Here is an 18,753-nt window from a genome sequence, read left to right as displayed (position 1 = left end):
CACTCCTTGCCTAATAGCTCATCCGCAGAGCATTTCGAACACCAAATGTCTGCTCGAATCTGGTGATGGCATATCCTGTGGGCTGATTCTTTTCGGCACCTGCGCAATCCACATACTTTGCCTTGTTCTCACCACTGTCGGACAGCCGAGTGTTCAGCCCCATCGTTCGAGTCAGCAGGCACACGCGAACGGCGGTGATCCGTTGCCAGGGCGTGAAGGCAACCCCGTTGACTGTCAGACTTGACTCAGATGCCATGCCGGTAGCGGTCACGAACTTCGACGGAGCCAATGAGTTGTTTTTGGACTGAGGGTCATATGCCGTATAGATCCCGTAGAGAATCTGCAGATCTTCAATGCCTGCAACCATCGGCTTGTAATCCGCTGCCTCGCCATGCCAGTTCGAGCCATTGCCACTGCATGCAAAGCTCTTGGTGGTGATATCCCCGTTGTCCACATACATCTTCGTGTTCACGAGGGAATATCTGTTCGACACGAACAGCGGTTGCTTGGGCGGCAATTTGGGATCGTTGGTCGTATTCGCCTTTCGCGTGGCATTGCTCGGATCTGCGTCCACGTTGTCTCCAGAGCAATCGAGACGAGTCCCGGGGGCGTCCACCGCGTCGTTGGTGAAGTAGTTGATCACCAAGGTATCCGCGCCCCCTGTAGAAGCGCTCGCGCAGGTACTGGAACTGGTATCAAACTGTCCGGCATCACAGCCGAATACTCCTGACTGAAATGCAACTGGTGGCCAATTGTTGGCACTGTCCGCCCAGTCCGTGCTTTGTCGCGGTGAGCTTTCAAACGGGTAGTAGCTGTCGTACATGCCGGTCTGCGTCAGATCAGACGTGATGGGCGAAATCGTTGCGGGATAAAAGCCCGCGTTCATGAGATCACGGCCTATGGCCTGAAGTACAAACGCACCTGCCTCACGGCTGCTGCTGGTGCGATCCAGCGTACGCTGCCCTTCGCGCGATGCCAGATAGATGTATCCCGCCGCTGCGATGATCACCAGACTGATGGCCATTGCGACCATGAGCTCGATGAGAGACAAGCCTCGTTGACGAGAAAAAAATGGTTTTTGCATGATTCTCATGGCACGAAGCGGAAGCGAGCGCATTTGACACCGGCCGGAGCAGCAGCCTCAGAGGGACAACACGATTGCTGCGCCATGCCTACGGTCGTATTGGAAGAGCAAACAGGCGCCTTCTCCAAGGTGCGCTTCAACGGATCCGTCTCCGCCTCCGCTTTGGCCTGCTCCTTGTCGAACCACATCAAAGTCAGACTGATGCCTTCTGCCTTGTCCCCATCAATCAAGGCGGCACCTTGAGGAAGTGTCGCGCGCACGTTCTGGCGCCATTTCTTCAGGTCATACTGCGCCCGCTCTGCGTCGGTGCAAGTTGCACTCGAGCAGTCCTGAGTGATTGCCAGATCATCCTCCTGTTGAGACGCCCAGGTTCCCGATATCACGAACTTGGATTCTGTCGACGGCTGGTTCTCGAGGAGTGGATCAGTGAAACCTGGCCCTGCCGCCAACGGATTCACACGAATTCGTTCGGACAGATCAGAAAGCAGCGTAGCTGTGGCGGCTCTGGCCCAAGTATTGATCTTGTATTTCGACGTCGCAGCCTGAAGCCCCGCCACGCCCAGCAGCCCGATGGCCAGCACAAGAATGGCCACCATCATTTCCACCAAAGTCACACCACGCGCGAGCGCAGAGCGCCTCCGTGGGATCAGTTGTAAGCGGCGCATGCCTTGTCCCTCGGTATGGTTCTGGTTCGGCCCATGCTGTCCAGGCAGACATTCAATCCGAATCGCTGTGTCATGGCGTCATCTTCACCGGTGCCATAGGTCAATTTGAAAATGCGAGTTGCGCTCAGCTTCGGATTTCCACGTGCATTGAAATGAAGATAGGCAGCGTCGCTGTTTTCGAGATGAATCCGTTCGTCCGTAGATCCCCTCGCAACGATCACATCACTGAGCGATGGATCGATTTTGGCGCTGTCGCAAGTCGGATTGAGAAACACAATCCAGCCGGTTTGCCAATCCGTTCCCGAGTCCGCACAGCTCGGCTCATCGCTCATTGCCGTCGTGCTCAAGCACATGGAAGCACACACATTGCGATTGACAGCCTCATTGCGTGCTTTCAGCACCGCGCCCGAGAACTCGCTCGTCACATTGTTCATCCGACTGCGCACGATGAACTCCTTGAGCGAGGGCGCAGCCAAGGTGCTCAAAATGGCAGCGATGGCGAGCGTGACGAGCAACTCTATCAAGGTGAGCCCTCTGGCACGCCGGACGAAAGGATCTGGGCATGGTGTATCCATAATGGTGATTATGGTTACAAAATGAGACTTTAAGAAACCGCGTGTCAGTCCGGCTTTGCCGTTGATCCTGATAGAGACGCGCTGATTGAGCCCATTGGGCATGTGCGCGGGCACGCATCCCAAAAGTAGGAGAAGTTCCTTTTCTGCAGGCGACGTCCGCTTGCCGCGCAAATTGGCAAAACTTGCATCGACAATGGAACGAACTCACGATTGCGCGCGAGTCTGCGTGCGTTCGTCCGGGCACAGCATGAGGTGCTAGGAACAATGAACAAACATCCAGTCACTCTTGATGATGAATTCAAATCAAAAAGCTTCCAAATCGGTTTGGAGCAATTGATTGCTTTGATTCCTTTGGGTCGCGAGATTTTCAGCATCGTTGGCGGACTTGCGTTGGTTGCACTCCTCACCGCCTGCTCCACCCCCACCCTCCCCTCCAACGTAGACCGCCCCGTCACCCACGCCTCCAAACCGGCCCCCAACGCACCGCTTCCCCAACTCACCCAATCCCGCAAGCAAAAGGAAAACAAAGCCGGTGCCAACGCCTCCGGGTTCATGCTTCTGTCCGGGCCTCAGATGGCCTATGGCAGCCGTCTCGCGTTGATCGAGAATGCGCGGCAGTCGCTTGATCTGCAGTACTACGCCATCCATGCGGATGCGAGTACCGAGCGGTTGATGCGGGCGATCGCGGACGCTGCCCGGCGGGGGGTGCGGGTGCGGATTCTGTTGGACGACTTTCATGGCACGGGGCGCAATGCGCTGGTGATGCGGATGGCGTTCGTGCCGAATGTGCAGATGCGGATGTTCAATCCGCTGCCCGGCGATCGGGAGAATCCGGTGAGCCGGATGTGGCATGCGGCGACCGATTTTCAGCGGGCGCAGCAGCGCATGCACAACAAGCTTTTTCTCGCGGACAACGTGATGGGCGTGATGGGTGGACGCAATCTCGGGGACTCGTATTTTGGGAATGCGGAGTCCAACTTCATTGATGCCGATGTGCTGATCGCTGGGCCGCTGGTGCAGGATCTGTCGCGCAGCTTTGATGAGTACTGGAACAACGAGCGGGCATATCCGGTGCAGTCGCTGATTGAAAAGAAAGAGCTGGACCGGATGCGCGCGGAGATTGCGAAGCGCGATGCGCAGTCCGATGCGAGCGACGGCGGGAGAGCGGTGAACGCCGAGTCGCAGGGCATGGCCTCTCCGGCGCCGGAATCTCGCCGCGCCACCGCAGCCCGACCGCAGCCGCCCGATGGCGAGCCCCGGCCTGGCGACAAGGATGCCATCAGCACGGAACAACGCGCGCAGGTCTGGGACATGAAGGCGCTTGACCTGAAGAAGGCGCCGCTGATCTGGGCCAATGCGGTCATGCTGGCGGACAAGCCCGGCAAGATTCCTGCAGTGGATGCCGAGGGGAAGTCTGATCCGATGACCGCTCAACCCTCGACGCTCACCAGCGATCAACCGGTGAAGACGCTGCGGGGCACCGCGGCGAACGACTCGCTTCCCGGCGCAACTCCCACGTCATCATCGTCCACGCCTTCTCCGACACAAAGCGACGACTCGGTCGTCGATGGACTCATCAGTCTGATCGGCTATGTGCAGAAGGATCTGCTCGTCGTCTCGCCCTACTTCGTTCCTGGCGAGCGGATGATGGCCGTGTTCAAGGCGGCCGTGGACCGGGGCGTGCGTGTGCGCATACTGACCAACTCGCTGGCCTCCAACGATGCGCCGGTGGCGCACATCGGCTACGCGCGCTATCGCAAGCAACTGCTCAAGAACGGGGTGGAGCTCTACGAACTGGTCAGTGATCCCAGCAATCTGCGCGCTGCGTTCGGCATGGGCAGCACGGGCAATGCCACGCAGCAAGCCAAGCGGGTGATGCTGCATTCCAAGATGCTGGTGCTCGATGGCAAGCTCACCGTGATTGGCTCCATGAACCTCGACCAGCGCTCCAAGCTGCAGAACACGGAGATCGCGGTGCTGGTGCGCAGCGACCGACTGTCGGCCGAGACCGTGCGCCTCATCGAACCGGGGCTGATCCTCGGCTCCTGGCATGTCGTGCTGGAGAACGGCGATCTGCTCTGGAAGCCTCCGCAGAACAGCGATCTGAAGGAAGAAACCACCGATCCCGACACCAGCCTGCCACTGCGGATGATGCTGCAGATCATCGCCCCGTTGGTGCCCGATTCGGTGCTGTAACGGGTTAGGCTGCCAGCTCAGTGTGTGAGCTGCCAGTCGACTTCTTTCTGCGTCGGCTCGGTGACTTCGAAATCGCCGTGCTGCGTCTTGAGCCAGGCGGTGATGTCGCGCTGATTGCGCATGGTGCGGAGATGGGTGAACGCGGCCTCGGCTTCGGGAAAGCGTCGGCGCATCAGGTTCAGCCACTGCTTGAGACGACCTGCGCGCTGCGCGGGCTCGAGGTCAGCGCAGACCATCTGCCAGAAGCGAATGATGTGCGGACCGAGGTCTTGCCACGCGACGATGGTGGCGGGCGGATGGCCTGCATCCACATGGCGGATCGCATGCGCGAGACCGGGATCGGCGACGATGCCGCGGCCAAGCATGATGTCGTCGCAGCCGGATTCGCGGCGGCAGCGCAGCGCGTCATCCACGGTCCAGATCTCGCCGTTGGCGATCACGGGGATCGTCACCGCATCGCGGATCGCCGGGATACGCTCCCAATATGCGGGCGGGCGATAACCATCGGCTTTGGTGCGCGCATGCACGACCAGCTCGCCGGAGCCACCACCAGCCATGGCCTGCGCGCAGTCGATCGAAAGACTGTCGTCGTCGTAGCCCAGACGCATCTTGGTCGAGACGACCATGTGCGCGGGCACGGCGCGGCGCACCGCTTCGACGACGCGGCCGATGCGATCGGGCTCGCGGAGCAGCGAGGCCCCGCCACCATGCCGGTTCACGACCTTGGCGGGGCAGCCGAAATTCAGATCGACGCCGAAGGGACCCAGCTGCGCAAGCCGCGCCGCGTTCTCGGCCAGGCTCTCGGGATCGGAACCAAGCAGCTGCGGGCGCACGGGCACGCCGGACAGCGTTCGGCAGCCGTTGTGCAACTCGGGGATGTAGCGGTAGAAAACATGGTCCGGGATCAGCCTGCCGGTGACGCGAATGAATTCCGACACGCAGCGATCCGAGCCGCCCACACGGGTCAGCACATCGCGCAGAACGAAATCCAGAAGCCCCTCCATCGGGGCCAGCAGCAGTTGCATGGCAGATAGGTGCTAGGCAGAAGACCCGGTCACATGGCGCTGCGGCGCCGACAACATGCCGTCGGCCGCCACAGGCGCATTGTCAATCAACCGTGGACCGGGCGTTTCAGGCGCACTTCCTCGACCTTCACGCCAGCGATGACGTGCGTCTTGGCGGTGGTCATTTCGCGCTTGAAACCGGCCATTTCGTGGAAGCGCAGTGCACGCTCATTGCGCAGCGGCACCCATGAGGTGACGGTAGTGCAGCCTTCTTCCTGAAGGCCGTCACGCGCGGCATCCCACAACGCCAGACCCACACCCTTGTTCCAGTGCGTGGGGGAGGCGTAGATGGCCCAAATTTCGCCTGTGGTGGGGCGACTCTTTTCATCGCGTGAGCGATCGAAACCGACAAAACCAACGATCTTGTCGCCGTCAACGGCGACCTGAACCTGAGGTTCGCAATACTCGATGGCCTCGCGCCAGTACGCCTGACGCTTTTCCACCGAAGACATGGATTTCAGTTGGTCGTCGGGAACCAGACCTCGGTATGCCTCCAGCGCGGAAGCAGTGTGAACCTGGGCAATGGCTTTGGCATCGCGAAGTGTCGCGGGACGAACCTGAATACTGGACATGGACTAAACGAAAACGTGTGAAACAACGAAAAACCCAACATTCTCGCAAAAATGTGGGTTGGACTCACGCGCTCGTTTTTTTCCATAGCGCCCAAGCTGCTTTTTCCATGTTCTGCTTGCCTAAATGGCCAACATGGTTCATAGCAGCTCTATCACACCAATAAGGCGCGAACCGGGATCAGGTGGCAGCACCCAGAAGGTGCCTGGCCTCACCGCACACAGTGCTCTCGAATCCTGATCAGAACAGTTTGTGCAGCAGCGACATGATACGGTCAAATTGGGGGCCATAAGGCGGATAAAGCATGGCGCCCATTGAAAATCGCGATTGCACCAGCACCGATTTTTGATGGCTGAAACGCAGGTAGCCCGCCTCTCCGTGGTAGCCGCCCCAGCCACTGTCTCCCACTCCGCCGAACGACAACCCATCGTGCGTGATGTGCATGAGCGTGTCGTTCACGCTCACGCCGCCGCTCACGGTGCGCTGGAGCACCGAATCGCGCACCGAGTCGCTCTTGCCGAACCAGTAGAGCGCGAGCGGCCTCGGGCCGTTGTTGATCAGCGTGATGGCGTCGTCGAGCCGGTCGTAGACCACCACCGGCAGAATCGGGCCGAAGATTTCCTCCTGCATGAGCTGCATGTCCTGCGTCGCGCCGAACACCAGCGTGGGCGGCATCTGCCGCGCCACGCCATCGCCGATGCTGGTGGGCGGCGGCGGTGGCGTTCCCGGCTGCTGCGCCATCACCTGCACGTCCGCTCCCTGGGTCTGGGCCTGCTGCAGCATGTTGCGCAGACGCGCGAGGTGACGCGAATCGATGATCGAGGCGTAGTCCGGATTGCCCTCGAAATACGGAAACAGCCTGGCGACCGCCGCGCGATACGCCTCGGTGAACGCCCCCTCCTTGCCGCGCGGCAGCAGCAGATAGTCGGGCGCGATGCAGGTCTGGCCGCCGTTGAGCAGCTTGCCGTGCGCGATCTTGAGCGCCGCGTCATCCAGGTCGCAATCGGCATCGATGATGCACGGCGACTTGCCGCCGAGCTCAAGCGTGGTCGGCGTGAGATTGGCGGCCGCCGCCTGCGCTACCTTGCGGCCGATCTGCGTCGAGCCGGTGAACACCAGGTGATCGAACGGCAGCGAGGCCACGAGCGCGGCGATTGCCGCATCGCCCTGCACCACGCACATCTCGTCAGGCGCGAAAAACTGGGAGACCAGCGCAGCCAGCTGCGCCGAGGTATGCGGCGTGAGCTCGCTCGGCTTGATGATCACGCGGTTGCCCGCGGCCAGCGCATCAATGGCCGGGCCAAGCGCGAGCTGCACCGGGTAGTTCCATGGCGCGATCACGCCCACCACTCCTAGCGGCTGCGTCTGCACGTGGGCGCTCGCCGGCATCAGATACAGCGGCGTGCGCGCGCGGCGCGGCTTCATCCATTTGGAGAGCTTCTTGAGCACATGCGAGAGCTGCGCGCGCAGCACGAAGAAGTCGGCCACCTCGGTGAGGCGCGGCGAGCGCATGCCGAAGTCGGCCTGCACGGCAGCGCAGAGCACCGGCATGTTTTCTTCGATGAGTTTCTGCAGCCTGAGCAGCCGCTCGCGCCTAACCAGCAGCGGCACATCCACCTGCGCGCGGCTGGCCTGACGCTGCAGCTCGAACAGTTGACGAATGGCCTCGGGATGCGTGTAGCTGGTCATAGACTGTCCATCATATCGGCGCGATGCGGCACGCCCGGGAACTACCCCGATGCGCCGCCAAGAATTTGTATCAATCCTTGCCTCGCAGTGCCTCCGGAGGAACCGGCGGCGCATGGCCATCACCCGCCACCGCCGACTGCCGCGCGAGCAATCCCGCAATCAATTCAACGGTGTAGACGAGCATGGATTCGGGCCGCACGAAAGGCAGGCGGATGCAGTCGCCAAAACCTTCTGTCACCGAATACGCGGGCCCCGACGAAATCAACAGCCCCTGCCGCGCCGCCGCCTGGCACAGCGCCACCGCGTGCGCGCCGGGAATGCGGATCCACATGGCCGTGCCGCCATCGGGCGCATGCCATTGCCAGTCGGCGCCGCCATGCTCGCGCACGATCCGCTCGGCGGCGCGCAGCGCGTTGCGGATCTCGCCGTGCCGCCACACGCGGGCCTCGGGCAGGCGCTCGAACAGCTCGACCGCGATGCGCTGATCGAAACGCGACGACCCCAGATCGTTGACCGCCTTCATGCTCGCGAGCCGCGCTGTCACCGCCGTGCTCGCGCGAATCCAACCCACGCGCAGACCGCCCCAGAACAGCTTGGACAGGGTGCCGATCGTGGCCACGCGTTCGGGATCGCAGAGCGCAGCGAGCGGCTGCGGCGGCACGTCGCTCTGCAGACCCAGCTCGCACTGCGACCCATCCTCCACGATGAAGGTCGGATACCTGGCCAGCAGCGCGGCGAGCCGTTCGCGCGCCGCCTGGTCGAGCGAGCGGCCGGTCGGGTTCTGCCCATCGGCGAACAGATAGAACAAGGTTGGATGCTGGCGCAGATGCCGCTCCAGCGCCTGCCAGTCAAAGCCACCGCTTGTCACGGGCGTCGCCGCGAGACGCGCATTGCGGCGACGAAACGCCTCCATCGATCCACGATAGCTCGGGTCCTCCACGAGCACGAGATCCGACGAATCGACCAGTGCATTCGCCAGCAGCCACACTGCCTGCTGCGCGCCGCTGGTGATGAGGATCTGATCACTGCCCGTGGCAAGGCCCAGATCCGTGTAATAGCGCGCCACGGCCGAGCGCAACTGCGGCAGGCCGTAGGCGTCGTAGCCCAGTCCCGTCACCATGCTCGCCAGATCGGCGCCCTGCAGACCCGAGAGCAGATCGACCAGCGTGGGCGACGACTGCAGCGCGCCGCTGCTCATGTCGATGTCCTGCGGCGTCGCGACCACCTCGCCGACCAGCCGGTTGTGCACCTCGCCCGGAGAGTTCGACGACGCGATGATCCGGTAGCCGCTGCCCTGCTGGCTGCTCACGAAGCGCGCATCGCGCAGCAGCACGTAGGCGGCCACCACCGTGCCACGGCTCACCACCAGCGCCTCGGCCAACGTGCGCTCGGACGGCATCAACGCGCCCACCGGCAACTCGCGCGCGGCGATCAGCTTGCCAAGCGCAAGGCACAGGCGCTCGGCCAAGCTGCGCCTCTCGCCGCTCGGCCCACCCGCCTGCCAGCCGGTGATCAGCCGACTCACGCGGGCGGCAGAAATTCGTTTCATGGTCCAGTTTCCTTCAACTGGACTTTGCCAGAGCCATCGACTTCCGGCAACTTAGCAACCGGAGCCGAAGGGCCATCCTCGCCCGGCCCACCCACTCACAACGAACCAGGAGCCAAGCCATGAACCACGCGACCCGCACGATCTACGTCGTCGGCTGCTGCGACACCAAGGAGGCCGAGCTGGCCTACGTCGCCAACCGCATCCGCATGCAGGGCCTCAAGGCGATGCTGGTGGATGTGTCCACCCAGCACCCCTCGCCCACCGCCGACTTCAACGCGAAAATCGTCGCCGCCAGCCACCCGCAGGGGGCGGAAGCCGTGTTCACTGGTGACCGCGGCACGGCCGTGGCGGCCATGGGCACCGCCTTCGAGCACTTCATCCGTGCGCGTACCGACGTAGGTGGCGTGATCGGCCTTGGCGGTTCGGGGGGAACCGTCATCGTCACGCAGGGCATGCGCGCGCTGCCCGTTGGCACGCCGCGCGTCATGGTCTCGACCATGGCGGCCGGCAACGTGGCCGACTACGTCGGGCCGAACGACATCTACATGGTCAACTCGATCACCGACATCGCGGGCCTCAACAGCATCTCGCGCGTCGTGCTCTCCAACGCCGCCAACGCGATTGCAGGCATGGCAAGCGGCGCGCGCGATGAAACGCGCGACGACAAGCCCGCGCTCGGCCTCACCATGTTCGGCGTGACCACGCCCTGCATCACGCAGATCACCGAGCAGCTCGGCGCGCGATATGAATGCATGGTGTTCCACGCCACCGGCATCGGCGGCCAGTCGATGGAAAAGCTCGCGGCCGGCGGTTTCTTCGCGGGCGTGCTCGACATCACCACCACCGAGGTCTGCGACCTGCTGTTCGGCGGCGTGCTGCCCGCGACGCCTCAGCGCTTCGACTTTCTGGCCGAGCGCCCTCTGCCCTACGTGGGCTCGTGCGGCGCGCTCGACATGGTGAACTTCGGCGCCAAAGACAGCGTGCCCGCTTCATTCAAGGCCCGCAATCTCTACGTGCACAACCCGCAGATCACGCTGATGCGCACGACCGTGGAAGAAAACATCGCCATGGGCCGCTTCATCGGCGAAAAGCTCAACCGCAGCATCGGCCCCGTGCGCTTTCTGTTGCCCGAGGGCGGCGTGTCGGTGCTCGACGCGCCGGGCATGCCCTTTCACGACCCCGAGGCCGACGCCGCGCTCTTCAAGACCATCGAAGACACCGTCCGCCAGACCGACCTGCGCCGCGTGATCCGCGTGCCGCACGCCATCAACTCGCCGGAATTCGCCGCCATTGCGGTCCAGCACTTCAACGACATCCTCTGAGAAAACCCACATGACACAAGAACGCAGCGCCATCCTCGCCCGTTTCCGCCAACAGATCGCCAACGGCCAGCCCATCATCGGCGGCGGCGCGGGCACAGGCCTCTCTGCCAAATGCGAAGAAGCCGGCGGCATCGACCTCATCGTCATCTACAACTCGGGCCGCTATCGCATGGCCGGCCGAGGCTCGCTCGCCGGGCTTCTGGCCTACGGCAACGCCAATGAAATCGTCGTCGACATGGCGCGCGAAGTGCTCCCCGTCGTCAAGCACACGCCAGTGCTCGCGGGCGTCAACGGCACCGATCCGTTCTGCAGCTTCGGCCCGTTTCTCGACCAGTTGAAAGCCATGGGCTTCGCGGGCATCCAGAACTTCCCGACCGTCGGTCTCATCGACGGAAAATTCCGCGCCAACCTCGAAGAAACCGGCATGGGCTACCAGCTCGAAGTCGACCTCGTGCGCATGGCCCGCGAAAAGGACATGCTGACCACGCCCTACGTCTTCAACCCCTCCGACGCCCGCGCCATGACCGCCGCAGGCGCCGACATCATCGTCGCCCACATGGGCCTCACCACCGGCGGCAGCATTGGCGCCGACACCGCGCTCACCCTCGCCGACTGCGTCACTGAAATCAACGCCATCGCACAAGCCGCGCGCGAGGTGAATCCAGAAGTGCTGGTCCTCTGCCACGGCGGCCCCATCGCCTCCCCCGAAGACGCCCGCTTCATCCTCGCCAACTGCCCCGTCTGCAACGGCTTCTACGGCGCATCCAGCATGGAACGCCTGCCCGTGGAAACCGCGCTGGTGGAGCAGACCAAGGCCTTCAAGAATCTGACACTGCAAGCCACCAAATAAACAAGCATCCGTTCATCAACGTCAACATCAACCACAAGGAGACAAACCCATGGCCAAAGCCTACGCAAGCGCGATCATCCCAGCCCCCATCGACAAGGTCTGGAGCCTCGTGCGCGACTTCAACAGCCTGCCCGCATGGCACCCGGCCATCGTGCGCAGCGAAATCGAGGACGGCCGCGCAGCCGATGCCGTCGGCTGCGTGCGCTCGTTCCACCTGGCTGATGACGCCCACGTGCGCGAGCAACTGGTGTCGCTCGACGACGCCAACCACCGGCTCAGCTACAACTTCGTCAAACCCGCATTCCCGGTGACGAACTACCTCGCCTGGATCCAACTCACGCCGATCACATCGACCGGCGAGACCTTCGCGGAATGGGGCGCAAACTTCGACGAGGCTCCGGAAGATGCAGGCAAGTACGAGGAGATCGTCTCGGTGCATGTGTTTGCGGCAGGATGGACGGCGCTGGCAGCATTCGTAGCCTGACGAGAAAAAATCCCCCGCCAACAGACAAGGAAGAGGGCCATACCGAAGCGCCACAGGCGCAAATGCATCTCGCGAACGCGAGATGCACACGAGCGCAGCGAAGTGCCGAAGCCCCTCTTCCCCACTGACTCGCGGCGGTTGTCCGAGCGACGCGCGCAGCGCAAAGCGAGTTCTGTCGCGGGTATTGAAAGCGCGTTTTGGGTCACTTTTTGCGCGCAAGCAAAAAGTGACTCCGCCGCCGGGCGGAACTCCCGGCCTCTGAACTCAAAACACCCCAAAAAGGAAAAACGCCACTGAGAAAAACCCAGCGGCGTTTTGCCATTGTTAACCTTGATCGCCACCAGCGATCAACCAGTCAGCCGATCAATGCACCTCACGAGGCTGCACGTCCGTCACATCCGGCGAAGGACGCAGCCCCGTGCCACGCAGCGAACTGCGAGCGCCGGCGTCATCGGAAGACGACGCATCACGCGGCGCAGCCGACCACCGCGCCGTGCTGCGGTACACCGTGCTCCACCCGGAGCGCGGATCCATGCGCATGGCCCACGGCATGACGGGCCGCCCCGTGAGCTTCGCCCACAGCGCACGCGCGCCCCACACCAGCGCCAGCAGCATCGCGGCCGCGAACACGCTCAGGAACACCACCACAGCGCCAACGATGACGATGAGGCGCAAAGCCAAACGGACCAATCCGGACAGCAAATCGTTCAAAGCAATCATTCCTTTCAAACCTGGGCCGTGCATCCGCCACTCATTCATTGGCGACGGGTGCACAGCGTCATTTCAGCATCATGCCGCGTCGCGGGCCTTGCCGAACTCGAATACCCCTGGGTCCTTCACAGGATCCACGGAGACCGGGATCACGCTCTTGGGTGGATATTTCCCCTCCAACAGCAATTTGGACAGCGGGTTTTCGATACGTTGCTGGATCGCGCGCTTGAGCGGACGCGCCCCGAACACCGGGTCGAAACCGACCTTCGCCAACTCGGCCATCGCGGCGGACGACACGTCGAGATGCAGGTCCATCTTTTCGAGTCGCGATTCCAGCAGCTTGAGCTGGATGCGCGCGATCGATTCGATGTTCTTGGCATCAAGCGCATGGAACACCACCGTCTCGTCGATGCGGTTCAGGAACTCCGGACGGAAATTGTTCTTGAGTTCACCCCACACCGCTTCCTTGATGTCTTCCGAGCTCTGGCCCACCATGCTCTGGATGAGCTGCGAGCCGATGTTGCTGGTCATCACGATCACCGTGTTCTTGAAGTCCACGGTACGGCCCTGTCCGTCGGTCAGGCGACCATCGTCGAGCACCTGCAGCAGCACGTTGAACACGTCCGGATGCGCCTTCTCCACTTCGTCCAGCAGCACCACGCTGTAGGGCTTGCGGCGAACGGCCTCGGTCAGATAGCCGCCCTCCTCGTAGCCCACATAACCCGGAGGCGCACCGATCAGTCGGGCCACCGAATGCTTCTCCATGAACTCGCTCATGTCGATGCGGATCAGGTGGTCCTGGCTGTCGAACAGGAATCCGGCCAGCGCCTTGCACAGCTCGGTCTTGCCCACGCCTGTGGGGCCAAGGAACAGGAAACTGCCCAGCGGACGGTTCGGATCGGACAGACCCGAGCGCGAGCGGCGGATGGCGTTAGCGACGGCGGAGATCGCCTCGTCCTGGCCGACCACGCGTTCGTGCAGCTTGTCCTCCATCTTGAGCAGTTTGTCCTTCTCGCCCTGCATCATCTTGGAGACCGGAATGCCGGTCGCGCGGCTCACCACTTCGGCGATTTCTTCCGCGCCGACCTGAGTGCGCAGCAGACGGTTCTTCTTGCCCGCCACGCCTTCGGCCTGCGCCTCGTTGTTCTCAGCAGCCTTCAGCTCTCGCTCCAGCTCCGGCAGCTTGCCATACTGCAACTCAGCCACCTTGTTGAAGTCGCCCTTGCGCTTGAACTCGTCGATCTGGATGCGGATCGTGTCCAGCTCCTTGCGGATCTGCTCGGAGCCCTGTGCGGCGGCCTTCTCGGACTTCCACACTTCTTCCAGATCGGCGTATTCGCGCTCCAGATTGCCGAGGTCTTCCTCGATCAGGGTCAGACGACGCTGCGAGGCCTCGTCCTTTTCCTTCTTCATCGCCTCGCGCTCGATCTTCAGCTGGATCATGCGGCGCTCGAGCTTGTCCATTTCCTCGGGCTTGGAGTCGATTTCGATCTTCACCTTCGCAGCGGCTTCGTCGATCAGGTCGATGGCCTTGTCGGGCAGAAAACGGTCCGTGATGTAACGCGCGCTCAACTCCGCTGCGGCAACGATCGCCGGGTCAGTGATGTCCACGCCGTGGTGGGCTTCATAGCGCACCTGCAGGCCGCGCAGAATCGCGATGGTGTCTTCCACCGAAGGCTCTTCCACCAGCACCTTCTGGAAACGACGCTCGAGTGCGGCATCCTTTTCGATGTACTTGCGGTACTCATCGAGCGTGGTCGCGCCGATGCAATGCAGCTCGCCGCGCGCCAGTGCCGGCTTGAGCATGTTGCCCGCGTCCATCGCACCTTCGGCCTTGCCTGCGCCGACCATGGTGTGGATCTCGTCGATGAACAGAATGATGCGGCCTTCCTGCTTGGCCACGTCGTTGAGCACGGCCTTCAGGCGTTCCTCGAATTCGCCGCGGTACTTGGCACCGGCGAGCAGGCCCGCCATGTCGAGCACCAGCACGCTCTTGTCCTTGAGCGACTCGGGCACCTCGCCGGCCACGATGCGCTGCGCCAGACCTTCCACAATGGCGGTCTTGCCCACGCCGGGCTCGCCGATGAGCACGGGATTGTTCTTGCTGCGGCGCTGCAGCACCTGGATGGCGCGGCGGATCTCGTCATCGCGGCCGATCACTGGATCGAGCTTGCCGCTGCGGGCACGCTCGGTCAGATCGAGCGTGTATTTCTTCAACGCTTCGCGCTGGCTTTCGCCTTCCGCACTGTCCATCGTCTGTCCTCCACGCACGGCGTCAATCGCCGCTTCAATGCTCTTTCGGGTCAATCCGTTCTGCTTGGCCAGTTCCGAGGCCTTGGTGCCGCTGTCGGCCAGCGCAATCAAAAACAGCTCGCTCGCGATGAACTGGTCGCCACGCTTGATGGCTTCCTTCTCGGTGGCCTGCAGCAGCTTGTTCAGATCGGGGCCGATCTGCACCTGCTGGTCCTGGCCCTGCACCTGGGGCAGTTGCTTGACGGCGTTTTCCGCCGCCGTGGTCAGCGCGTTCACGTTCACGCCGGCGCGCTGCAGCAGCGAACGCGGGCCATCCTGCTGGCGCAGCATGGCGGTCAGCACGTGAAGCGGGTCGATGTAGGGGTTGTCATTGCCCAGCGCGAGCGATTGTGCGTCTGCTAGGGCTTCCTGAAATTTGCTTGTCAGTTTGTCAATTCGCATGGTGTTCTTTGTGTTTCCGAATGGAAGTCAATGCGAGATATCTGATATCCAATAGGGGAATTTTCAAGAGCTTTGCTTGCAATTGTCTGAATTTGGGCGCGCGCAATGCCCCGCGCCGCCCGCAGACGCCGTTCGGTGCTATGGAGTTTGCCGAAGCCCGTTGTTCAAGTATTGCGCCACCACCGGGCGCGATGCGTAGGAGCAGCGCCCATTCGGCCGGCCGCGAGCGCAGCTGCCGGGAGGTGTCCGCGGGGCTGGATGCGGATTTCTCGTCTTACTTCTTCGGTTTGGACGCTGCCCGCTTCTTCGGCGCCTTGGGCTTTTTCACCGGCGCAGGCAGCAGCTTGTCGCGAAAGAACAGCCCATTGGCGCGATATTCCCCCAGACTCTCGTTGAACCCGCTGCGGTAGTTCGGGCCCAGCCAGGCGCCCATCGACACCAGCCCGTCACAGATGATCTTCCCGTCGTACTCCAGCAGCCCCGCCTCGATGATCGCGCCGCTGTCGCCGATCAGGTCCTTGAGCGGCGTCGTCAGGCATTTGACGGCATAGGCCGCCTCCAGATCACCGGTCTCCATCAGCACGCTGTAGCCCGTCGTATCGCGCAGGTAGATCCAATGCCCCACGCGCAGACTGGCTAGCGCCTGCTGCATGTCCTCGGACAGCGTCTCCCCGGCCTTCTCCATCGCCGCCAGCGCCTTCGGCAGCAGTGCGGGATCGTCGGCCATCGCGTTGCGCGCCTGCTGCATCAGGACCAGGCCATCCACGTTCTGCCCCGCCTTCTCCAGCAGCCCGCCCGACAGCGCCGCGTACCCCAGCAGCGTCTGGTAGCTGTCGATGAAATGCAGAGCCTTTTTCTCTTCAATCAACACGATCGTTTCTCTCCAAAATTCGATTCAATTCCATTCAGGCAGCAGGCGTGGACCAGCGGGCCAGCGCCTCTTCATCGCTCACCCGCGCATCCACCCAGCGCGCGCCTTGCGGCGTCTGCTCTTTTTTCCAGAACGGCGCGAGCGATTTCAGATAGTCCATGATGTATTCACACCCCTGATACGCCATGCCGCGATGCGCGGAGGTCACCGCCACCAGCACGATCTGGTCCATGGGCTGGAGCAGTCCGACGCGGTGGATCACCCGCACGCCGAACAGCCCGAAGCGCTCGACCGCCTGATCGATGATGGCCTCGATGGACTTCTCGGTCATGCCCGGATAGTGCTCCAGCTCCATGCTCGCCACCGCATCGCCCTCGTTGCGGTCACGCACCGTGCCGACGAAGGCACAAACCGCGCCGACTCGCGCATCACCGGCGCGCAGCCCGGCAACTTCGGAGGAGAGATCGAAGTCTTCAGTCTGGACGGAAACGCGAGGTGGTCGGGGACTCTGGTGGGGAATATTGGCACTCATGGCGAAATTGTGACCCAAAGCGCTAGCATTGGAACATTGAATCGACTGACATCCATGGCTACCCAAACCATCAGCACCGGCGAGTACACGCTCTACCCTTCGCCGCAGAACAAGCACCGCGTGGTGTTCGAGCACCAGAAGTTCGTGCCCCATCCCTACGCGCTCATTCACCTGCCCGACTTTGACTTTGCCGGGCGCGTGAGCCTGTTTGCCGCGCACCGCATCGCCGACAACAAGATGGGCCAGTTCGTGACCTGCGAACTCGCGGAAGATCTGGCGCGTTTCGAGCGCCTGTTCAGGCCGGACTGATCGGGGAAAGCTCAACATGGACGACACCTCGCAGATCCAGCCACCGCCGAGCTTCGTGGAAATCTACGCGAGCCGAAGCGGCAAGCTGCTCATCGGCAAGCCGGAGCTCGTCGCGCGCTACGAGCTGTGCGAAGACCTGGCCACGCACCTGACGGAGCAGGCCTCGATGCTCTACCACAGCGGCAACGAATCGGAAGAAGGCGTGCTCTCGGGCATCCATGCCGGGCTGGCAGCCGACGGCTCGGTCGTGCCACCCAACGAGGCGCGCTGGATCACGCTGCGTCTGGCCGAGCTGCTGAACTGGCGCTCGCCCAAACTACCCGAATCCGATGCGTCCTGACCACATTCCACGCAGTGGTTGCGCACCACTGTAGACACTTGCTACACTCTCGACCCATGCCTTGCAACTTTGCCAACGCCCACACCACTTCGTGCACTCCGTGCGTGACGTGCGCCGCCGTGGTCGCCAGCAAAGCCAAAAAACCAAAGCTCGTCTGACCGGAGCTGAGGTTCCATCCAGATGAGCGACGGAACCGGCAAGGCAGCCTCTTCTCTTTTTCTCCCCCAGCATTTCCCGACAGGCATCACGCCGTCATCTGCCGAACCCAACCGTCACGCGTCTGGTCGGTGGTGATTTTTTGCGGTCTTTCATTTCCCCATCTGAAAGAGCTTGTCATGCCATCACTCACTGCCACACCATCGTCCTCGACCGCCGATTTCGCGGGCCTGTGGATTCCGCTCGTCACCCCGTTCCATGACGGCGCCGTCGACCACGACGCACTGCACTCGCTGACCACGCGCATGAAGCTCGCGGGCGTGACCGGCTTCTGCGCCTGCGGTTCGACCGGCGAGGCCGCCGCGCTCTCGCATGAAGAAGAAGACGCCGTGCTCGCCACCATCCTCAGTGCGGCCGGCGGGCTGCCGGTGATCATGGGCGCGGCCGACTGCCACATGGGCAGGATGCTCGAGCGCGTGGCGCAGTTGAGCGCCCAGCCGATCTCCGCGCTGCTCGTGCCGCCACCCACCTACATCCGCCCGTCACAGGCCGGTCTGCTGCAGTGGTTCACCCGCATCGCCGACGCGAGCGCGCATCCCGTCGTCATCTACGACATCCCCTACCGCACCGGCGCCACGCTCGAACTCGCCACGCTGCGCACGCTGGCCGCGCATCCGAACATCGTCGCCATCAAGGACTGCGGCGGCGACGCGGCCAAGACGCAGGCGCTGATCGACGACGGCCAACTGCAGGTGCTCGCCGGAGAGGACGTACAGATCTTCTCCAGCATGGCGCAGGGCGGCGCGGGCGCGATTGCCGCGAGCGCGCACGGCCACACCGGGCATTTCGTTGCGCTGGTGCGGCTGCTCGCCGCCGGTGACGTGGTGTCCGCTCGCGCACTCTGGTTCGCGCTGCTGCCGCACATCCATGCGAGCTTTGAAGAACCCAATCCCGCGCCCATCAAGGGCTGGCTGGCGCATCAGGGCTGGATGCGGGCGGAGATGCGCGCGCCGATGATCGAGGCGTCCGTCGCGCTGGTCGAACGCATGGCGCGCATCGAAATGCCCGCGTGGCGCGAAGCCGCATAAGCAC

The 18,753-nt window shown here is 62.7% G+C and carries 18 protein-coding genes; 7 read left to right on the top strand and 11 right to left on the bottom strand.

From position 1 onward, the window contains the following. Positions 1-10: 10 nt before the first annotated feature. From ISG32_RS03680 to ISG32_RS03670, 3 genes are read right to left on the bottom strand one after another with little or no spacing between them, the layout of a single operon-like run. Positions 11-1,084: a PilW family protein gene (locus tag ISG32_RS03680; protein WP_194769632.1), complete on the bottom strand. Its 1,074-nt coding sequence runs from the start codon at positions 1,082-1,084 to the stop codon at positions 11-13. A 5-nt stretch (positions 1,085-1,089) separates the two neighbouring features. Beyond that, on the bottom strand, positions 1,090-1,749 hold the full coding sequence (pilV, locus tag ISG32_RS03675) for a type IV pilus modification protein PilV (protein WP_194769631.1): 660 nt from the start codon (positions 1,747-1,749) through the stop codon (positions 1,090-1,092). Beyond that, positions 1,731-2,426 (bottom strand): GspH/FimT family pseudopilin, encoded by a 696-nt coding sequence (locus tag ISG32_RS03670; RefSeq protein WP_194769630.1) that lies wholly within the window; start codon positions 2,424-2,426, stop codon positions 1,731-1,733. Before ISG32_RS03670 ends, pilV begins: the two co-directional genes overlap by 19 nt. A gap of 288 nt (positions 2,427-2,714) precedes the next feature. Here ISG32_RS03670 and ISG32_RS03665 point away from each other — a divergent pair, with 288 nt between their 5' ends. Next, on the top strand, positions 2,715-4,520 hold the full coding sequence (locus tag ISG32_RS03665; protein WP_228529546.1) for a phospholipase D family protein: 1,806 nt from the start codon (positions 2,715-2,717) through the stop codon (positions 4,518-4,520). A 17-nt stretch (positions 4,521-4,537) separates the two neighbouring features. Here ISG32_RS03665 and ISG32_RS03660 read toward each other — a convergent pair whose 3' ends face one another. The 4 genes from ISG32_RS03660 to ISG32_RS03645 all read right to left on the bottom strand — a co-directional run bounded on the left by ISG32_RS03660 (position 4,538) and on the right by ISG32_RS03645 (position 9,392). Further along, the gene (locus ISG32_RS03660) at positions 4,538-5,545 is read right to left on the bottom strand and encodes a tRNA dihydrouridine synthase (RefSeq protein WP_194769628.1); all 1,008 of its coding nucleotides are present in this window, start codon (positions 5,543-5,545) and stop codon (positions 4,538-4,540) included. A gap of 86 nt (positions 5,546-5,631) precedes the next feature. After that, positions 5,632-6,156: a GNAT family N-acetyltransferase gene (locus ISG32_RS03655; RefSeq protein WP_194769627.1), complete on the bottom strand. Its 525-nt coding sequence runs from the start codon at positions 6,154-6,156 to the stop codon at positions 5,632-5,634. 238 nt (positions 6,157-6,394) lie between these two features. Continuing rightward, positions 6,395-7,843, bottom strand: a complete 1,449-nt coding sequence (locus ISG32_RS03650; protein WP_194769626.1) for an aldehyde dehydrogenase family protein — start codon at positions 7,841-7,843, stop codon at positions 6,395-6,397. A 70-nt stretch (positions 7,844-7,913) separates the two neighbouring features. Further along, positions 7,914-9,392 (bottom strand): aminotransferase-like domain-containing protein, encoded by a 1,479-nt coding sequence (locus ISG32_RS03645; protein WP_194769625.1) that lies wholly within the window; start codon positions 9,390-9,392, stop codon positions 7,914-7,916. 119 nt (positions 9,393-9,511) lie between these two features. On the opposite strand from ISG32_RS03645, the gene ISG32_RS03640 reads away from it, so the two are divergent. From ISG32_RS03640 to ISG32_RS03630, 3 genes are read left to right on the top strand one after another with little or no spacing between them, the layout of a single operon-like run. Beyond that, positions 9,512-10,714: a Tm-1-like ATP-binding domain-containing protein gene (locus ISG32_RS03640; RefSeq protein ID WP_194769624.1), complete on the top strand. Its 1,203-nt coding sequence runs from the start codon at positions 9,512-9,514 to the stop codon at positions 10,712-10,714. A gap of 10 nt (positions 10,715-10,724) precedes the next feature. Further along, positions 10,725-11,564 carry a phosphoenolpyruvate hydrolase family protein gene (locus ISG32_RS03635; RefSeq protein WP_194769623.1) on the top strand — a complete coding sequence of 280 codons (840 nt, stop codon included), beginning with the start codon at positions 10,725-10,727 and terminating at the stop codon, positions 11,562-11,564. Positions 11,565-11,613: 49 nt separating this feature from the next. After that, positions 11,614-12,048 carry an SRPBCC family protein gene (locus ISG32_RS03630; RefSeq protein WP_194769622.1) on the top strand — a complete coding sequence of 145 codons (435 nt, stop codon included), beginning with the start codon at positions 11,614-11,616 and terminating at the stop codon, positions 12,046-12,048. 363 nt (positions 12,049-12,411) lie between these two features. Here ISG32_RS03630 and ISG32_RS03625 read toward each other — a convergent pair whose 3' ends face one another. The 4 genes from ISG32_RS03625 to ISG32_RS03610 all read right to left on the bottom strand — a co-directional run bounded on the left by ISG32_RS03625 (position 12,412) and on the right by ISG32_RS03610 (position 16,856). After that, positions 12,412-12,759: a hypothetical protein gene (locus ISG32_RS03625; protein WP_194769621.1), complete on the bottom strand. Its 348-nt coding sequence runs from the start codon at positions 12,757-12,759 to the stop codon at positions 12,412-12,414. A gap of 78 nt (positions 12,760-12,837) precedes the next feature. After that, on the bottom strand, positions 12,838-15,453 hold the full coding sequence (clpB, locus tag ISG32_RS03620) for an ATP-dependent chaperone ClpB (RefSeq protein ID WP_194769620.1): 2,616 nt from the start codon (positions 15,451-15,453) through the stop codon (positions 12,838-12,840). A gap of 274 nt (positions 15,454-15,727) precedes the next feature. Further along, positions 15,728-16,324 carry a hypothetical protein gene (locus tag ISG32_RS03615; protein WP_194769619.1) on the bottom strand — a complete coding sequence of 199 codons (597 nt, stop codon included), beginning with the start codon at positions 16,322-16,324 and terminating at the stop codon, positions 15,728-15,730. A 34-nt stretch (positions 16,325-16,358) separates the two neighbouring features. Continuing rightward, positions 16,359-16,856 carry a molybdenum cofactor biosynthesis protein MoaE gene (locus ISG32_RS03610; protein ID WP_194769618.1) on the bottom strand — a complete coding sequence of 166 codons (498 nt, stop codon included), beginning with the start codon at positions 16,854-16,856 and terminating at the stop codon, positions 16,359-16,361. A gap of 54 nt (positions 16,857-16,910) precedes the next feature. On the opposite strand from ISG32_RS03610, the gene ISG32_RS03605 reads away from it, so the two are divergent. The 3 genes from ISG32_RS03605 (at position 16,911) to ISG32_RS03595 (ending at position 18,749) form a co-directional block, all read left to right on the top strand. Next, positions 16,911-17,165: a hypothetical protein gene (locus ISG32_RS03605; RefSeq protein WP_194769617.1), complete on the top strand. Its 255-nt coding sequence runs from the start codon at positions 16,911-16,913 to the stop codon at positions 17,163-17,165. Between the two features lie 16 nt (positions 17,166-17,181). Then, positions 17,182-17,505 carry a hypothetical protein gene (locus tag ISG32_RS03600; RefSeq protein ID WP_194769616.1) on the top strand — a complete coding sequence of 108 codons (324 nt, stop codon included), beginning with the start codon at positions 17,182-17,184 and terminating at the stop codon, positions 17,503-17,505. 335 nt (positions 17,506-17,840) lie between these two features. Then, positions 17,841-18,749 carry a dihydrodipicolinate synthase family protein gene (locus tag ISG32_RS03595; protein ID WP_194769615.1) on the top strand — a complete coding sequence of 303 codons (909 nt, stop codon included), beginning with the start codon at positions 17,841-17,843 and terminating at the stop codon, positions 18,747-18,749. Positions 18,750-18,753: the final 4 nt, after the last annotated feature.

This window comes from Diaphorobacter caeni, from assembly GCF_015354245.1.
In the GTDB taxonomy this organism is placed as follows: Bacteria; Pseudomonadota; Gammaproteobacteria; order Burkholderiales; family Burkholderiaceae_C; genus Diaphorobacter_A; species Diaphorobacter_A caeni.
This window is presented reverse-complemented; position numbering and strand designations above follow the sequence as displayed.